General features: G+C 53.5%; 17 protein-coding genes and 4 tRNA genes. 8 read left to right on the top strand and 13 right to left on the bottom strand.

Annotation, left to right across the window (positions count from 1 at the left end; translation table 11 throughout):
• The first annotated feature begins 68 nt into the window (after positions 1-68).
• Together cysM and pdxK are read left to right on the top strand one after the other, a co-directional pair.
• Positions 69-980 (top strand): cysteine synthase CysM, encoded by a 912-nt coding sequence (cysM, locus tag INF68_RS09095; RefSeq protein WP_045355358.1) that lies wholly within the window; start codon positions 69-71, stop codon positions 978-980.
• 5 nt (positions 981-985) lie between these two features.
• Entirely contained in the window at positions 986-1,822 is an 837-nt protein-coding gene (gene pdxK, locus INF68_RS09090) for a pyridoxine/pyridoxal/pyridoxamine kinase (RefSeq protein ID WP_193525307.1), read from the top strand.
• 44 nt (positions 1,823-1,866) lie between these two features.
• Here the strand turns inward: pdxK and crr are convergent, their stop codons facing one another.
• The 5 genes from crr to cysZ all read right to left on the bottom strand — a co-directional run bounded on the left by crr (position 1,867) and on the right by cysZ (position 6,660).
• Complete coding sequence (gene crr / locus INF68_RS09085; protein ID WP_003861316.1) at positions 1,867-2,376, bottom strand: PTS glucose transporter subunit IIA; 510 nt, start codon at positions 2,374-2,376, stop codon at positions 1,867-1,869.
• A gap of 40 nt (positions 2,377-2,416) precedes the next feature.
• Positions 2,417-4,144, bottom strand: coding sequence for a phosphoenolpyruvate-protein phosphotransferase PtsI (ptsI, locus tag INF68_RS09080; RefSeq protein ID WP_023332954.1), 1,728 nt, complete (start codon positions 4,142-4,144; stop codon positions 2,417-2,419).
• 44 nt (positions 4,145-4,188) lie between these two features.
• A complete protein-coding gene (gene ptsH, locus INF68_RS09075) occupies positions 4,189-4,446 on the bottom strand; it encodes a phosphocarrier protein Hpr (RefSeq protein ID WP_000487600.1) in 258 nt (85 codons plus the stop codon).
• Positions 4,447-4,763: 317 nt separating this feature from the next.
• The gene (cysK, locus tag INF68_RS09070) at positions 4,764-5,735 is read right to left on the bottom strand and encodes a cysteine synthase A (protein ID WP_014884739.1); all 972 of its coding nucleotides are present in this window, start codon (positions 5,733-5,735) and stop codon (positions 4,764-4,766) included.
• Between the two features lie 163 nt (positions 5,736-5,898).
• Entirely contained in the window at positions 5,899-6,660 is a 762-nt protein-coding gene (gene cysZ / locus INF68_RS09065) for a sulfate transporter CysZ (RefSeq protein ID WP_193525306.1), read from the bottom strand.
• A 230-nt stretch (positions 6,661-6,890) separates the two neighbouring features.
• Between cysZ and zipA the strand changes: the two genes are divergently transcribed.
• From zipA to INF68_RS09050, 3 genes are all read left to right on the top strand, one after another.
• Positions 6,891-7,874, top strand: coding sequence for a cell division protein ZipA (zipA, locus tag INF68_RS09060; protein WP_023308727.1), 984 nt, complete (start codon positions 6,891-6,893; stop codon positions 7,872-7,874).
• Positions 7,875-7,943: 69 nt separating this feature from the next.
• The gene (ligA, locus tag INF68_RS09055) at positions 7,944-9,959 is read left to right on the top strand and encodes an NAD-dependent DNA ligase LigA (RefSeq protein ID WP_193525305.1); all 2,016 of its coding nucleotides are present in this window, start codon (positions 7,944-7,946) and stop codon (positions 9,957-9,959) included.
• A gap of 1 nt (position 9,960) precedes the next feature.
• Positions 9,961-10,176 (top strand): DUF3820 family protein, encoded by a 216-nt coding sequence (locus tag INF68_RS09050; RefSeq protein ID WP_003861328.1) that lies wholly within the window; start codon positions 9,961-9,963, stop codon positions 10,174-10,176.
• Here the strand turns inward: INF68_RS09050 and INF68_RS09045 are convergent.
• On the bottom strand, positions 10,173-11,168 hold the full coding sequence (locus tag INF68_RS09045; protein ID WP_109845408.1) for a bile acid:sodium symporter family protein: 996 nt from the start codon (positions 11,166-11,168) through the stop codon (positions 10,173-10,175). The genes INF68_RS09050 and INF68_RS09045 overlap by 4 nt on opposite strands.
• Before the next feature lie 89 nt (positions 11,169-11,257).
• Here INF68_RS09045 and INF68_RS09040 point away from each other — a divergent pair, with 89 nt between their 5' ends.
• Complete coding sequence (locus INF68_RS09040; protein ID WP_109845407.1) at positions 11,258-12,193, top strand: LysR family transcriptional regulator; 936 nt, start codon at positions 11,258-11,260, stop codon at positions 12,191-12,193.
• On the opposite strand, the gene INF68_RS09035 is transcribed toward INF68_RS09040, so the two are convergent.
• From INF68_RS09035 to INF68_RS09015, 5 genes are all read right to left on the bottom strand, one after another.
• Positions 12,190-12,531, bottom strand: a complete 342-nt coding sequence (locus INF68_RS09035; protein WP_045355365.1) for a FlxA-like family protein — start codon at positions 12,529-12,531, stop codon at positions 12,190-12,192. The genes INF68_RS09040 and INF68_RS09035 overlap by 4 nt on opposite strands.
• A gap of 180 nt (positions 12,532-12,711) precedes the next feature.
• Positions 12,712-12,787, bottom strand: a tRNA-Lys gene (locus INF68_RS09030).
• Between the two features lie 4 nt (positions 12,788-12,791).
• Positions 12,792-12,867: transfer RNA gene (locus tag INF68_RS09025), tRNA-Val, on the bottom strand.
• A gap of 29 nt (positions 12,868-12,896) precedes the next feature.
• A tRNA-Val gene (locus INF68_RS09020) sits at positions 12,897-12,972 on the bottom strand.
• Positions 12,973-13,013: 41 nt separating this feature from the next.
• Positions 13,014-13,089 (bottom strand) — tRNA-Val (locus tag INF68_RS09015).
• 258 nt (positions 13,090-13,347) lie between these two features.
• Between INF68_RS09015 and gltX the strand changes: the two genes are divergently transcribed.
• Complete coding sequence (gene gltX / locus INF68_RS09010) at positions 13,348-14,763, top strand: glutamate--tRNA ligase (protein ID WP_193525304.1); 1,416 nt, start codon at positions 13,348-13,350, stop codon at positions 14,761-14,763.
• 53 nt (positions 14,764-14,816) lie between these two features.
• Here the strand turns inward: gltX and INF68_RS09005 are convergent, their stop codons facing one another.
• Together INF68_RS09005 and INF68_RS09000 are read right to left on the bottom strand one after the other, a co-directional pair.
• Positions 14,817-15,200: a YfeC-like transcriptional regulator gene (locus INF68_RS09005; RefSeq protein WP_033146144.1), complete on the bottom strand. Its 384-nt coding sequence runs from the start codon at positions 15,198-15,200 to the stop codon at positions 14,817-14,819.
• A gap of 1 nt (position 15,201) precedes the next feature.
• The gene (locus tag INF68_RS09000) at positions 15,202-15,564 is read right to left on the bottom strand and encodes a YfeC-like transcriptional regulator (protein ID WP_033146143.1); all 363 of its coding nucleotides are present in this window, start codon (positions 15,562-15,564) and stop codon (positions 15,202-15,204) included.
• 18 nt (positions 15,565-15,582) lie between these two features.
• Here INF68_RS09000 and INF68_RS23210 point away from each other — a divergent pair.
• Positions 15,583-15,800 (top strand): hypothetical protein (locus INF68_RS23210; protein WP_227412823.1); only part of this gene is annotated, 218 nt, incomplete at its 3' end.

Genomic DNA, 15,800 nt, shown 5'->3' with positions numbered 1-15,800 from the left:
CAGTTATCACTGCGTCTTGTAGGCCGGGATCGCTGCGCGCGCCCCGGCTTTTTTATTGAGTAAAAATCGTGAATACACTCGAACACACCATCGGCAACACTCCTCTGGTCAAACTTCAGCGCATGGGGCCGGACAACGGCAGCGAAATCTGGGTCAAACTCGAAGGCAACAACCCGGCGGGGTCGGTGAAAGACCGAGCGGCGCTGTCGATGATTGTCCAGGCCGAAAAACGCGGAGAAATTAAGCCAGGCGACGTGCTGATAGAGGCCACCAGCGGCAATACCGGTATCGCCCTGGCGATGATTGCGGCGCTGAAAGGCTACCGCATGAAGCTGCTGATGCCGGACAACATGAGCCAGGAGCGCCGCGCCGCGATGCGTGCCTACGGGGCCGAGCTGATTCTGGTGACCAAAGAGCAGGGAATGGAAGGCGCACGCGACTTAGCGCTGGAGATGGCCGGGCGCGGTGAAGGTAAACTGCTGGATCAGTTCAACAATCCGGACAACCCGTACGCGCACTACACCACCACCGGCCCGGAAATCTGGCAGCAAACCGACGGGCGTATCACCCATTTTGTCTCCAGCATGGGCACCACCGGCACCATTACCGGGGTATCGCGTTTTCTGCGCGAGCAGGAAAAAGCCGTCACCATCGTTGGCCTCCAGCCGGAAGAGGGGAGCAGCATTCCGGGCATTCGCCGCTGGCCGGCGGAGTATATGCCCGGCATCTTTAATGCGCAGCTTGTGGACCAGGTGCTGGATCTTCACCAGCGCGAGGCGGAAAATACCATGCGTGAGCTGGCCGTGCGCGAAGGTATCTTCTGCGGCGTCAGCTCGGGCGGCGCGGTAGCGGGTGCGATTCGGGTAGCGCAGGCAAACCCGGGGGCGGTAGTGGTGGCGATTATTTGCGATCGCGGCGATCGCTATCTGTCTACCGGCGTCTTTGGTGAAGAGAGTTATTCGCAGGGGGCGGGGATTTAAGCGTCATGGAGATGATTCTATTCCGGGATAATACCCGAGCGCAGCAAACCGATATTGTCGCGGTGCAGTCGCAGGTGGTTTACGGCAGCGTGGGGAACAGCATTGCGGTACCGAATATTCGTACCCACAGGCTGAACGTTACCGCCGTGCCGACGGTACTGTTTAGCAACACGCCGCACTACGACACGTTTTATGGTGGAGTGATCCCCGACGAGTGGTTCAGCGGCTATCTTAAGGCACTGGAAGAGCGTGAGATCCTGCGCGAGCTTAAGGCGGTCACCACCGGCTATATGGGCAGCGCCAGCCAGATCGTCCTGCTGTCTCAATGGCTGAAGGCGGTCAAAGCGCAGCATCCTGACCTGCTGGTGCTGGTCGACCCGGTTATCGGCGATATCGACAGCGGTATGTACGTGAAGCCAGAGATCCCGCAGGCGTATCGGGAACACCTGCTGCCGCTGGCGCAGGGGATCACGCCAAACGTCTATGAGCTGGAAGTGTTAAGCGGCAAACCGTGCCGTACGCCGGAAAGCGCCATCGCTGCGGCGCAGGGACTGCTCTCCGACAGCCTGAAATGGGTGGCGATCACCAGCGCGCCGGTGGCCGATGACCCGGAAAACATCCACGTAGTGCTGGTGACGAATGAAGGCGTGACCGTCAGCGCGCATCCGCGCGTAGAAACCGATCTGAAAGGGACGGGCGACCTGTTCTGTTCAGAACTGGTGAGCGGAATTGTTGAGGGGAAAACCGTTGCCGACGCCATTCGCATGGCCGGCGATCGGGTGACTGATGTGATGCTCTATACCCAGTCGAAAGGCTACGACGAGCTTATCCTACCGGCATAAACAAAAATGGCGCCCGAAGGCGCCATTTTTCTGTGCGGCAAGAATTACTTCTTGATGCGGATAACCGGGGTTTCACCCACGGTGACGCTGCCAGACAGTTTGATCAGTTCTTTGATTTCGTCCATGTTGGAGATAACAACCGGCGTCAGGGTAGACTTGGCTTTTTCTTCCAACAGTGGCAGATCGAATTCAATTACCGGGTCGCCAACTTTAACACGCTGGCCTTCTTCCGCGATACGTTTGAAGCCTTCGCCTTTCAGTTCAACGGTGTCGATACCGAAGTGAACGAACAGTTCGATACCGCTATCAGATTCGATAGAGAACGCATGGTTGGTTTCAAAAATTTTACCGATGGTGCCGTCAACTGGAGCAACCATTTTGTTGCCAGTTGGTTTGATAGCAATGCCATCACCAACGATTTTCTCAGCAAACACTACATCCGGCACGTCTTCGATGTTGACGATCTCGCCGGAGAGCGGAGCAACAATCTCAATAGTTCCGGAGTCTTTCTTATCATCAGAAACCAGAGATTTCAGTTTATCGAACAAACCCATGATCTTCTCCTAAGCAGTAATTTGGGCCGCATCTCGTGGATTAGCAGATTGTTTTTTCTTCAATGAACTTGTTAACCAGCGTCATTAACTCGTCCGTTGTCGGTTGAGCAAGAGCCTGCTCTGCTAACACCTTCGCATCTTCGAAGTTCGTGTTACGGATAATCTTCTTAATGCGCGGGATGGAAATGGCGCTCATAGAGAATTCGTCCAGACCCATACCCAGCAACAGAAGTGTAGCACGTTCGTCGCCTGCAAGCTCACCACACATGCCAGTCCATTTACCTTCTGCATGAGAAGCATCAATAACTTGCTTGATCAAGTTCAGTACGGACGGTGACATTGGCTGGTAGAGATGTGAAATCATATCATTACCACGGTCAACTGCCAGGGTGTACTGCGTTAAATCATTGGTGCCGATACTAAAGAAATCAACTTCTTTGGCTAAATGACGCGCAATGGTCGCCGCCGCAGGTGTTTCCACCATTACGCCGATCTCGATTGACTCGTCAAACGCTTTACCTTCGTCGCGCAGTTCCTGTTTGTAGATTTCGATCTCTTTCTTCAGTGCACGCACTTCTTCAACAGAGATGATCATCGGGAACATGATGCGCAGTTTACCGAAAGCAGAGGCACGCAGGATCGCGCGAACCTGGTCACGCAGGATCTCTTTACGATCCATCGCGATACGGATTGCACGCCAGCCCAGGAACGGGTTCTCTTCTTTCGGGAAGTTCATGTACGGCAGCTCTTTGTCGCCACCGATGTCCATGGTACGGACGATAACCGCCTGAGAGCCACACGCTTCAGCCACGGCTTTATAGGCAGCAAACTGCTCTTCTTCTGTTGGCAGCGCGTCGCGGTCCATGAACAGGAATTCTGTACGATAGAGACCTACGCCTTCCGCACCGTTGCGCTCAGCGCCATCAACGTCGCGGACGGTACCGATGTTTGCGCACACTTCTACCTGATGGCCGTCCAGGGTGATGGCTGGCAGGTCTTTCAGCTTAGCAAGTTCCGCTTTTTCAGTCGCAACCTGCTCCTGAACCGCGCGCAGTTTATCGATCTCTTCATTAGTTGGGTTGACGTAAACCAGATTGTTTACGGCATCCAGAATCAGATAGTCGCCGTTTTTCACCTGAGAGGTGACGCTACCGGTACCCACGATGGCAGGCAGTTCCAGAGAGCGCGCCATGATAGAGGTGTGGGAGGTACGGCCACCCGCGTCGGTGATGAAACCGAGGACCTTTTTCAGGTTCAGCTGTGCGGTTTCAGACGGGGTGAGGTCAGCGGCAACCAGGATGACTTCATCCTGAATCGCGCTCAGATCGATGATGGCCAGACCCAGGATGTTGCGCAGCAGGCGCTTACCGATGTCACGTACGTCAGCCGCACGCTCTTTCAGGTATTCATCATCCAGTTCTTCCAGGGCAGTTGCCTGACCTTCAATAACTTCATGCGCAGCCGCGTCGGCCGTCATGCCTTTATCTTTAATCAGGGCTATGATTTCCTGCTCCAGCTCCTCATCTTCGAGCAGCATGATGTGCCCTTCGAAGATGGCTTCTTTTTCTTCACCGAAAGTTTCGCCAGCTTTAGTTTTGATTGCTTCCAGTTGCGCAGATGCCTTGGCACGACCGCTCAGAAAACGTTCAACTTCCTGATCAACCTTGTCGGCAGAAATTTTTTTCCGGTCGATGACGATCTCGTCTTCTTTCAGCAGCAGTGCTTTGCCGAAAGCGATACCCGGGGATGCTAAAATGCCTGAAATCATAACCCTACCTTACTTGTGACTGATATTTAAAAGAACCCGGAAACTTACTCGAGCTCAGCCATCAGTTTTACCAGATGCTCAACTGCTTTCTGCTCGTCTTCACCTTCTGCAGAGATGGTGACAACGGTGCCCTGAGTCAGGCCCAGAGTCTGCAGTTTGAACAGGCTTTTTGCGCTCGCGCTTTTGCCGTTGGAAGTCACAGTGATTTCAGAAGTGAAGCCTTTTGCTTCTTTAACAAACTGAGCAGCAGGGCGGGTGTGCAGACCGTTCGGAGCGGTAATGGTAACTTCTTGCTGGAACATTGTATTTCCCCAACTTATAGGTTTAGTGTTGTGGAACTAAAGTCTAGCCTGGCGACTGAACTTTAGCCTGTATTGTAAGCGCTGACGTTTCGATCGTCATTAAACATTATGCAGCGAAAGCAAGACTTGAACCAAATCATAAAATCGATTCAGCAAGGCTATTTCATTCACCGATTAATTTCACGCATCAAAATAATTGCTGGTTTAAATACCAGACCCAACGGGGTGAAGCAATGCCAGGAGGGGCAAAAGTTTGAAGCAGGCCACAAAAAAGCACCTGAAAAGGTGCTTTTTTACGCGTTATTAACATGCTGGCACTACTGTTGCAGCTCTTTTTCGGTAAACAGATCGGCAAACAGTGCGGTGCTCAAGTAACGCTCGCCCGAAGAAGGAAGGATAACCACAATATTCTTATTGGTAAAGGCTTCGTCTTCCTGCAGCTTGAGCGCTGCCGCAACGGCCGCACCGGAAGAGATACCCGCCAGAATGCCTTCTTCATCCATCAGGCGACGCGCGGTAGAAATGGCTTCTTCGTTAGTGATAGTCACCACTTTATCGATTAGCTTCAGATCCAGGTTGCCCGGAATGAAGCCTGCGCCAATACCCTGAATTTTATGTGGGCCTGGTTTAAGCTCTTCACCCGCCAGTGCCTGGGTGATAACCGGTGAGTCAGTTGGCTCAACGGCAACGGTGATCAGGTCTTTTTTACCCTTTGTGCCTTTAATATAGCGTGACACGCCGGTCAGCGTACCGCCGGTACCCACGCCGGAGATAAAGACGTCAACCTGGCCGTCGGTATCTTCCCAGATTTCCGGACCGGTGGTCTTCTCGTGAATTTCCGGGTTAGCCGGGTTGCTGAACTGCTGCAGCAGCAGATATTTCGCCGGATCGCTGGCCACAATCTCTTCAGCTTTCTGAATGGCGCCCTTCATGCCCTTCGCGCCTTCGGTCAGCACCAGGTTCGCGCCCAGCGCTTTAAGCAGCTTACGACGCTCGATGCTCATGGTTTCTGGCATAGTCAGCGTCAGCTTGTAGCCGCGTGCGGCAGCCACATAGGCCAGAGCGATACCGGTGTTACCACTGGTCGGTTCCACCAGCTCAACGCCAGGCTTCAGTACGCCACGTTTTTCAGCATCCCAAATCATGTTTGCACCGATACGGCATTTTACGCTGAAGCTCGGGTTACGTGATTCGACCTTCGCCAGAATGCGTCCATTACCGATACGGTTCAGTCGAACCAGGGGCGTATGACCGATAGTCAGCGAGTTGTCTTCATAAATCTTACTCATGGCCTGTCCTTAACTGTATGAAATTGGGATACCGACCCAGCATACCTGTTGAGCAGGTAGGGGGAAGTAAGGAATTCGCATATCTATATACTGCAAGGAAATAATGGGGATCAGTATGGAATAAGGGGCGGCATAAGCCACCCCTGCTTTACACATTTTTGCATTATTTCCATAACGCGTGCTTAGCACGGTAGCAGTCGACCCACATCGCCGTCGCGCCGCAGACGGCGACGGGCATGATGAAGAGATTCAGGAAGGGAATCATGGTGAACAGGCTGGTCAGCGCGCCAAACTGCATATTGGCGACCTTCTGACTGCGCAGGGCAGTGCGCATCTCTTTAAACGGCACCTTGTGGTTATCGAACGGATAGTCGCAGTACTGGATGGCCAGCATCCAGGCGCTGAACAGGAACCACAGCACCGGCGCCACCGTCTGGCCGATGCCTGGCACAAAGTAGAGGATAAGCAGCACAATCGCGCGGGGCAGGTACCAGGCAAACTTCTGCCACTCGCGCTTCATGATGCGTGGCAGGTCTTTCATGATCCCCAGCACGCCCGTGTCCGGCGGCGTCGCACCGGTAAGCCGCGCTTCAAGCTGTTCCGCCAGCAGACCGTTAAACGGCGCGGCTATCCAGTTGGCAATCGTCGAAAAGAAGTACCCAAACACCAGCAGCATGGAGATCACCGCTACCGGCCAGAGCAGGTAGTTAAGCCACTGCAGCCAGTCCGGCACGTAACTCATCAGCGACGGGATCCAGCTCTCCAGCTTTGTGAACAGCCACCAGAACGCGCCGCCCATCAGAATAATGTTGATCAACAGCGGCAGAATCACGAAGCGTCGAATCCCCGGCAGGGAGACCAGTTTCCAGCCCTGAGAAAAATACCAGACGCCGCTGCGCGGGGGAGAAGAAGATGTTGAAACCATAGCCAGGCTGTACTCCTTTTTACACAACCAGTGGAATTGCCCGCCTATATTATCCACTTACGGAGCAATGACCAGTTCGGAAATGTTCGAAAAACCAGCAAAAAGCACGATTTCCTTCATCTTTATGCTGTGAATGCTCTGCACACACTTGCACTTGACGTAAACGGCAAATACTCTTAGTGAGTAAATGTTTGCCGTGGTGGCAAGGTGTTAGAACAACAGAGAATATAATGATGCAGGATTTGCGTCTGATATTAATCATTGTTGGCGCGATCGCCATAATCGCTTTACTGGTACATGGTTTCTGGACCAGCCGTAAAGAGCGTTCCTCGATGTTCCGCGATCGCCCACTGAAGCGCATGAAGTCCAGTCGTGACGACGATGACAGTGAAGATGACATCGACGGCAGCGATGACGACGGCGTGGGTGAAGTTCGTGTTCATCGGGTCAATACTGCGCCCGGCGCAGGCCATGGGGAGCATGAAGCGCCTCGTCCTTCGCAGCACCAGTATCAACCGCCGTATGCTTCTGCACAGCCGCGCCAGCCAGCGCCGCAGCCTGTGGAAGAACCGGTGCGCCAGCCGCCGCAACAGCCTGTTTATCAGCAGCCTGCTGCGCCACAGCCGGTTCAACAGCAGCCGGTGCAGCAGCCCGTGCAGCAACAGCCTGCTCAGCCGGTACAACAACCGCAGCAGCCTGTTCACGTACAGCCTGCGCCTCAGCCTGCTCCGGCCCCGCACGTTGAGCCAGAGCCCGTTGTAGAGCCTGAGCCGGTTGTTGAAAAACCACAGCGTAAAGAAGCGGTGATCATCATGAACGTGGCCGCGCATCACGGCAGCCATCTTAACGGTGACGTGCTGCTCAACAGTATTCAACAGGCAGGATTCAAGTTTGGTGATATGAACATTTTCCATCGCCATCTAAGCCCTGACGGTAGCGGCCCGGCGCTGTTCAGCCTGGCCAACATGGTTAACCCCGGCACCTTTGATCCGGAAATGACCGGTGATTTCGTGACCCCGGGCGTCACTATCTTTATGCAGGTGCCTTCTTACGGCGACGAACTGCAAAACTTTAAGCTGATGCTGCAGTCCGCTCAGCACATCGCTGACGAAGTCGGTGGTGTGGTGCTCGACGATCAGCGTCGAATGATGACTCCGCAGAAGCTGCGCGAGTATCAGGACCGCATCCGCGAAGTTAAGGAAGCTAACGCGTAATAGTCGCGCTTACTTCAACTCCTCCTCAACCCCCGCCTGTCGGGGGTTTTTTCTCATTGATGGTGCGATATGGACTCAATCGAACAACAACTCACTGAACTGCGAACCACGCTTCGCCATCATGAATATCTCTATCATGTTATGGACGCGCCGGAAGTCCCGGATGCGGAATATGACCGCCTGATGCGCGAGCTGCGCGAGTTAGAGGCGCAACATCCAGAGCTCATCACGCCGGATTCCCCCACCCAGCGCGTCGGCGCTGAGCCGCTGGGGGCATTCGGTCAAGTACGTCATGAAATGCCAATGTTGTCATTGGATAATGTGTTTGATGAAGATAGTTTTTTGGCGTTTAGTAAACGTGTTCAAAATAGGATTAGAAAAGTCGATGCAATCACGTATTGCTGTGAATTGAAGTTTGATGGGCTCGCTGTGAATCTACTGTATGTCAATGGTAGGTTGAGGCATGCTGCAACTCGGGGAGATGGTACTATTGGTGAGGATATAACTAGTAACATTAAAACGATTAAAGCTATTCCATTAGTTCTTCTTGGAAAAGATGTTCCGTCGCGTATTGAAGTTCGCGGTGAAGTTTTCATCACTCAAAAAAATTTTGAGGAAATGAATAACGAAGCTCGCCGCAAAGGGCAGAAAGTATTTGCTAATCCTCGTAACGCTGCAGCAGGGTCGCTTAGACAGCTAGATCCTAAAGTTACTGCCAAGCGCTCGTTAACTTTCTGTTGTTATGGTACTGGAGTAATAGAAGGAATTGAATTTCCAGGGACGCATATCGAAAGATTACAGAAGCTACGCGAAATGGGATTCCCAATAAGCAATCACACAACCTTATGTCACAGCCCATATGAAGTGATTGACTTCTATAGGGAAATATCTACCAAGCGTGATAAGTTAGGTTTTGACATTGATGGGCTTGTAGTAAAGGTAAACTCGATTCCACTGCAGGAAACATTAGGATTTGTTGCAAAATCGCCACGATGGGCTACTGCTTTCAAATTTCCTGCTCAGGAACAGATCACACGACTTCGAGATGTTGAATTTCAAGTGGGGCGTACTGGCGCAATAACCCCAGTTGCAAAGCTTGCAGAAGTTAAGGTTGCAGGTGTTCTAGTAAAAAATGCAACACTTCATAATGAAGATGAAATAAAAAGATTGGGCATAAAGATTAACGACAGAGTTATCGTTAGAAGAGCTGGCGATGTGATTCCACAAATAGTCGGCGTAGTTGAGTCTATGCGACCGGATGATGTTAAGCCAATTATTTTTCCAAAGGTTTGTCCCGTCTGCGGTTCAGAAATTGAACGCATTCAAGGTGAAGCAGTGGCCCGCTGTACGGGCGGCTTAATCTGTGGTGCGCAGCGTAAAGAGTCGCTGAAGCACTTCGTCTCCCGTCGGGCGATGGACGTCGACGGCATGGGCGACAAGATTATCGATCAGCTGGTCGAGAAAGAGTATGTCCACACGCCAGCGGACCTCTTCAGGTTGACCGCTGGTAAACTGACAGGCCTGGATCGCATGGGGCCAAAGTCAGCCCAGAATGTGGTTAACGCGCTGGAAGCCGCAAAAGAAACGACCTTTGCCCGCTTCCTTTACGCGCTGGGCATTCGTGAAGTGGGTGAGGCGACGGCGGCGGGTCTGGCGGCGTACTTTGGTACGCTGGAGGCGCTGGAAAAGGCTAGCATCGACGAGCTGCAGAAAGTCCCTGACGTTGGCATTGTGGTCGCCACGCACGTCTTTAACTTCTTCGCCGAAGAGAGCAACCGTGAAGTCATCGGCAAGCTGCTGGAGGAGGGCATTAAGTGGCCCGCGCCGGTAGTGGTTAACGCCGAAGAGATCGACAGCCCGTTCGCCGGTAAAACGGTAGTCCTGACCGGCAGCCTGAGCCAGCTTTCACGCGACGATGCGAAAGCGCGCCTTGTGGCGCTGGGGGCCAAAGTGGCGGGCAGCGTGTCGAAGAAAACCGACCTGGTGATCGCCGGGGAAGCGGCGGGATCGAAGCTGGCGAAAGCCCAGGAGCTCGGCATTGAGGTTATCGACGAAGCGGAAATGATGCGTCTGTTAGGAGAGTAACGTGGAGAAAGAACAGCTCGTTGAAATAGCCAATACGGAGATGCCGTTCGGTAAATACAAGGGCCGCAGGCTGATTGATTTGCCGGAGGAGTATCTGCTGTGGTTTGCCCGTAAGGATGAATTCCCGGCAGGGCGGCTGGGCGAGCTGATGGCTATCACGTTACTGATCAAAACCGAGGGGCTGACCCAGCTGGTTCAGCCCCTGAAACGTCCTTAAGCCTTCGCGGCGCGGGTCTCTTCCTGCGCCAGCTTTTCGGTCTGGCGCTTGTAGCGACGCGCCAGCACCGCGCAGACCATCAGCTGGATCTGGTGGAAAATCATCAGCGGCAGCACCATCATCCCAATCACCGAGGTCGGGAAAAGAATATTGGCCATCGGGATACCGTTCGCCAGGCTCTTTTTGGAACCGCAGAAGACAATGGTGATTTCATCCGCTTTGCTGAAGCCGCACCTGCGTGCCACAAAGACGTTTACCGCAATCACAATCGCCAGCAGGACGAGGCTGACCACCACGATAAACAGCAGCGAGCCTGCGCCGACCTTATGCCAGATCCCGTTCACGACCGCTTCGCTGAAGGCGGAATAGACCACCAGCAGAATCGACGACTGGTCGGTTTTTGAGATCCATTTCTTGTGCTTTGCCACGAACGCCCCGGTCCATGGACGCGAGAGATGGCCGAGGACAAACGGCAACAGCAGCTGCAGGCAGATTTTTCCAACCTGCTCGAGATTGCCTTCCGCGCCGTGCATGTTCATCAGCAGGCCCACCAGCAGCGGGGAAACGAAAATCCCTAACAGGCTGGATGCCGATGCCGAGCAAACCGCGGCCGCAACGTTTCCTCCCGCGAGAGAGGTAAAGGCAATGGCGGACTGCACGGTAGCCGGCAGAATACAGAGATACAGGAAACCGGTGTAGAGCGCCGGGTCGACGTTAACCGGCGCCCACCAGGCAAACAGCACGCCGAGGATTGGGAACAGAATGAACGTGCTGCACATCACCCAGAGATGCAGCCGCCAGTGGCTACCGCCGGCAATAATGGCTTCGCGCGAGAGTTTTGCACCGTGCATAAAGAACAGCAGCGCGATGGCGGCCGTCGTCAGCCCTTCAAAAAACGGGACGAAGCCCCCGCGGGCGGGGAAAAACGAGGCCAGTAAAACGGTAACCACCAGGGTAAGCGTGAACGGATCAAGAATACGAAATAGTTTCATAATGACTCCTGAAATCAGATGTCGCTATTGTGCTTTTTTCTATTTGAGAAATAAAATTGATTTATTGCATCCATTCATGAATGAAACAGATGAATTATTCCCTACGTCAGCTTCGTATTTTCGTCACCGTCGCTCACGCCCGCAGCTTTAGCCGGGCAGGCGAGAAGATTGGCCTCAGCCAGTCGGCGGTCAGCCACAGCGTGAAAGAGCTGGAGAATCAGACCGGGGTGAAGTTGCTGGACCGCACCACGCGCGAAGTGGTGCTGACCGAAGCGGGGCAGCAGCTGGCCCTGCGCCTCGAACGGCTGCTGGATGAGCTGAACAGCACGCTCAGAGACGTGGGGAGGCTGGGGCAGCAGCTTTCGGGGACCGTGCGCGTCGCGGCCAGTCAGACAATCTCTGCGCACCTTATCCCTCAGTGTATTGCCGAGGGAAGCCACCGCTATCCGGACATTGATTTTGTCCTGCATGACAGGCCGCAACAGTGGGTGCTGGAAAGCATCCGCCAGGGCGATGTGGATTTTGGTATTGTGATCGATCCCGGCCAGGCGAGCGATCTGGCGTGTGAAAGCGTACTTTCCGAGCCATTCTTGCTGCTCTGCCGTGACGACGACCCGCTGGTCACGTTGCCGGAAGTCAGCTGGCAGTCCCTGACGGGCGCGAACCTGGTTTTACAGGATTATGCCTCGGGCAGTCGTCCGCTGATTGATTCCGCGCTGGTGAATCAGGGCGTAAAGGCAACGATCGTGCAGGAGATTGGTCACCCGGCGACGCTGTTTCCCATGGTGGAAGCCGGCATTGGCATCAGCGTGTTGCCCGCCCTGGCGCTTCCCCTGCCGCAGGGAAGCCGGCTGGCCGTCAGGCGATTAACGCCCGTTGTTGAGCGAAAGCTGATGCTGGTGCGGCGAAAAAATCGCTCACTCTCGGGGGCGGCGCAGGCTATCTGGGAAGTGGTGCGTATCCAGGCACAACGATTAACCGAAGCCCGCATACGCGACCCACTGTTTAACGCATCAGAAGATTAGATGTAGATATCAATCTGGTTATTGTCTGAAGGGTTATTCACACCTTCCACTTTGCCCAGCTTTTGATCCTGCTTCTTTTGGGCCTCTTCTGCCTGCTGGCGCTGCAGTGAGGCGAGCTGCGCCTGAAGCACTTTGATCTGGGTCTGAATAAGTTCCTGCTGCTTCTTCTTCTCATCAGCGCTGCCGGTGCTGTTCGCCAGCTCTTTTAACTGCTGAGTCAGCTTTTTGATCTTGTCAATAATACTGCTGATCTGGGAAGCGATGTCGTTGCTGCCAGAAGCTCCACTCCCACCGCTGCTGGTTTGAATCATTTGGGTTGAAGCTTGAATGGTCGTCATAGTATTTCCTCGCGTTATAAAACAGAGGTATCGGCACCAACGGGATTAGCTTGAGCAAAACTGCCATATCTGGCAGGGAGTAACATCGATACGCAATCAGTATTAATGATGCGTTACTGGAGGTCGAAAGTAGACAAACTGCGGATAGCAAAAAAGCGCCTTTAGGGCGCTTTTTTACACTGGTGGGTCGTGCAGGATTCGAACCTGCGACCAATTGATTAAAAGTCAACTGCTCTACCAACTGAGCTAACGACCCGAAATGGTGGGCGATGACGGGCTCGAACCGCCGACCCCCTCCGTGTAAAGGAGATGCTCTACCAACTGAGCTAATCGCCCATTTCGGAACTACTGCGATAAGGTGAGAATGGTGGGCGATGACGGGCTCGAACCGCCGACCCCCTCCGTGTAAAGGAGATGCTCTACCAACTGAGCTAATCGCCCAATCTCAATTCTTATCTACACTGCGAGTCTACCGAAGTAGATGGTGGGTGATGACGGGCTCGAACCGCCGACCCCCTCCGTGTAAAGGAGATGCTCTACCAACTGAGCTAATCACCCCCGCTGTGTGGAGTCGCATTATAGGGAGAGTTGAAAATGAGTCAACGCATTTTCTAAAGTTTTTATTCGTTCGTCGTAAAATTAAACAAAACGATCGTGAAACGGGCAATGGCGCATGATTTCTAAACAAAAATCGCAAACTCGGTCACGATAAAGGGATCAACATTGAGGAATCCCCCCACAGTGATAGAATATTGCCCATCGTTTTTTCCCCAGGATTTGCCGATTGCCGGCATCTTTATAACGTAAGGCCATTTCATGAAAATCAAAACTCGCTTCGCGCCGAGCCCGACAGGCTATCTGCACGTCGGTGGTGCACGTACCGCTCTCTATTCCTGGCTTTTCGCACGCCACAACAAAGGTGAGTTCGTGCTGCGTATTGAAGACACCGATCTTGAGCGCTCCACGCCAGAAGCAATTGAAGCCATTATGGATGGGATGAACTGGCTGAACCTGGAATGGGACGAAGGTCCCTATTTCCAGACCAAACGCTTTGACCGCTATAACGCCGTCATTGATGAGATGCTGGTCGCGGGCACGGCGTATAAATGCTACTGCTCCAAAGAGCGTTTGGATGCGCTGCGCGAAGAGCAGATGGCGAACGGTGAAAAGCCGCGTTATGACGGCCGCTGCCGCCACGACCATAGCGAGCATGCTGCGGATGAGCCTTGTGTGGTGCGTTTTGCTAACCCGCAAGAGGGCTCGGTGATCTTTGACGACCAGATCCGTGGCCCCATTGAATTCAGCAACCAGGAGCTGGACGATCTGATCATCCGTCGTACCGACGGTTCTCCAACCTATAACTTCTGCGTCGTGGTTGACGACTGGGATATGGAAATTACCCACGTTGTCCGTGGTGAAGACCATATCAACAATACGCCACGTCAGATCAACATCCTGAAAGCGCTGAACGCCCCTGTGCCTGTCTATGCGCACGTCTCCATGATCAACGGTGATGACGGGAAAAAACTGTCTAAACGTCACGGCGCGGTAAGCGTTATGCAATATCGCGACGACGGCTATCTGCCGGAAGCGCTGCTGAACTATCTGGTGCGTCTGGGCTGGGCTCACGGTGACCAGGAGATCTTCAGCCGTGAAGAGATGATCAAACTGTTCTCTCTAAGCTCTGTAAGCAAATCAGCGAGCGCCTTTAATACCGACAAGCTCCTGTGGCTGAACCATCACTACATCAACACCATGCAGCCAGAATATGTGGCAACGTATCTGCAGTGGCATATTGAGCAGGCAAATATTGATACCCGCACTGGCCCTGAGCTGGCGAACCTGGTGAAACTCCTCGGCGAGCGCTGCAAAACTCTGAAAGAGATTGCCGAAAGCTGCCGCTACTTCTATGAAGAGTTTGAAGAGTTCGACGCGGACGCCGCGAAGAAGCACCTCCGTCCGGTTGCGCGTCAGCCGCTGGAAGTGGTGCGCGACAAGCTTGCGGCCCTTACCGAGTGGACCGCTGAGAATGTGCATCACGCCATTCAGGCGACAGCAGACGAACTGGAAGTCGGTATGGGTAAAGTCGGCATGCCACTGCGCGTTGCGGTGACCGGGGCGGGTCAGTCTCCGGCGCTGGATGTGACGGTTCACGCCATCGGCAAGTCACGCAGCGTGGCGCGTATTAACAAGGCGCTGGACTTTATCGCTGAACGTGAAAATCAGCAGTAATTAGGCCCCAGATAAAAAAAACGGCAGGGTAACCTGCCGTTTTTTTATGCCTCTTATTCCGTGAGACCGAGTCGCGTAAGAAAGCCGTGTATGCCTTCGCGTTTCAATAAGGCGTCCAGACGCCTCTGCTCTGGCTGAGTCATACTCTCCAGCGTCTCAATAATGCCCGGAGACAGGTTTGAAGAGGGTTCACTGTATGAAGCGGTGACCTCAGCGAGATGGTAAACCGCCTGACGGTTACGGATCGCAGGGAGGCTCATAATATGTTCCTTCACGCGCGCATCAATATGAATGAGCCGCGCGCGACCACCCTTCACGCCGTTGAGGCCTTCGGTTTTCCATCCCTGCTGGCGTATCCAGCGATTAACCGTTTGTCTGGCAACGCCCAAACTCTCCGCCAGCTCTTCCGTGGTCATTTTGCTGCGTAATTTTTTCATATCAGTTCTGATCGCGAATCCCTAAACGTTGCAACAAGCCGGTAATCCCTTCCCGCATTAACAGCGATGTCATCTGCTTTTGCTCTTCCGGCGTCATTTCATTGGCCAGCGTCAGGAGCAGCGTGTGAAGCGAACTATCATGACTGACACCTTCTGGCAGTTCGGACGTTTCAGTTGCCCGACGTGCGCTGCGGATAAAGTCACGGACTTTTTCGTTCACATGTACCAGGCGAGCTTTCCCGCCCTGGACGCCTGGTTTTGGTGATGTAATCCAACCCTCTTTGCGTACCCATTTATTGATGGTCTGGCGGCTATAGCCAGTGAGGAGGGCTAACTCTTCTGGCGTCATTCGTTCCTTGATCATGCAATTTCCTGAATATCAGTGGGGTTAATTAACGGCTCATTTTATAGCACCGTTTTACGTGAAAACGTGACAGGCTTAACTCCTGGCTGCGAGCAGGCTCGCAAAGTGATTCATTTGCATGATTTTTCGGCGATTGAATGGCTGGGATTGATTTTGCCGTTGACACCCCGCGGCGGAATTCATATTATGCCGCCCGTCAACATGACAGCTTTACGATGGGGCTATAGCTCAGCTGG

Source organism: Enterobacter cloacae complex sp. P16RS2, from assembly GCF_014982155.1.
Lineage (GTDB): Bacteria > Pseudomonadota > Gammaproteobacteria > Enterobacterales > Enterobacteriaceae > Enterobacter > Enterobacter cloacae_M.
This window is presented reverse-complemented; position numbering and strand designations above follow the sequence as displayed.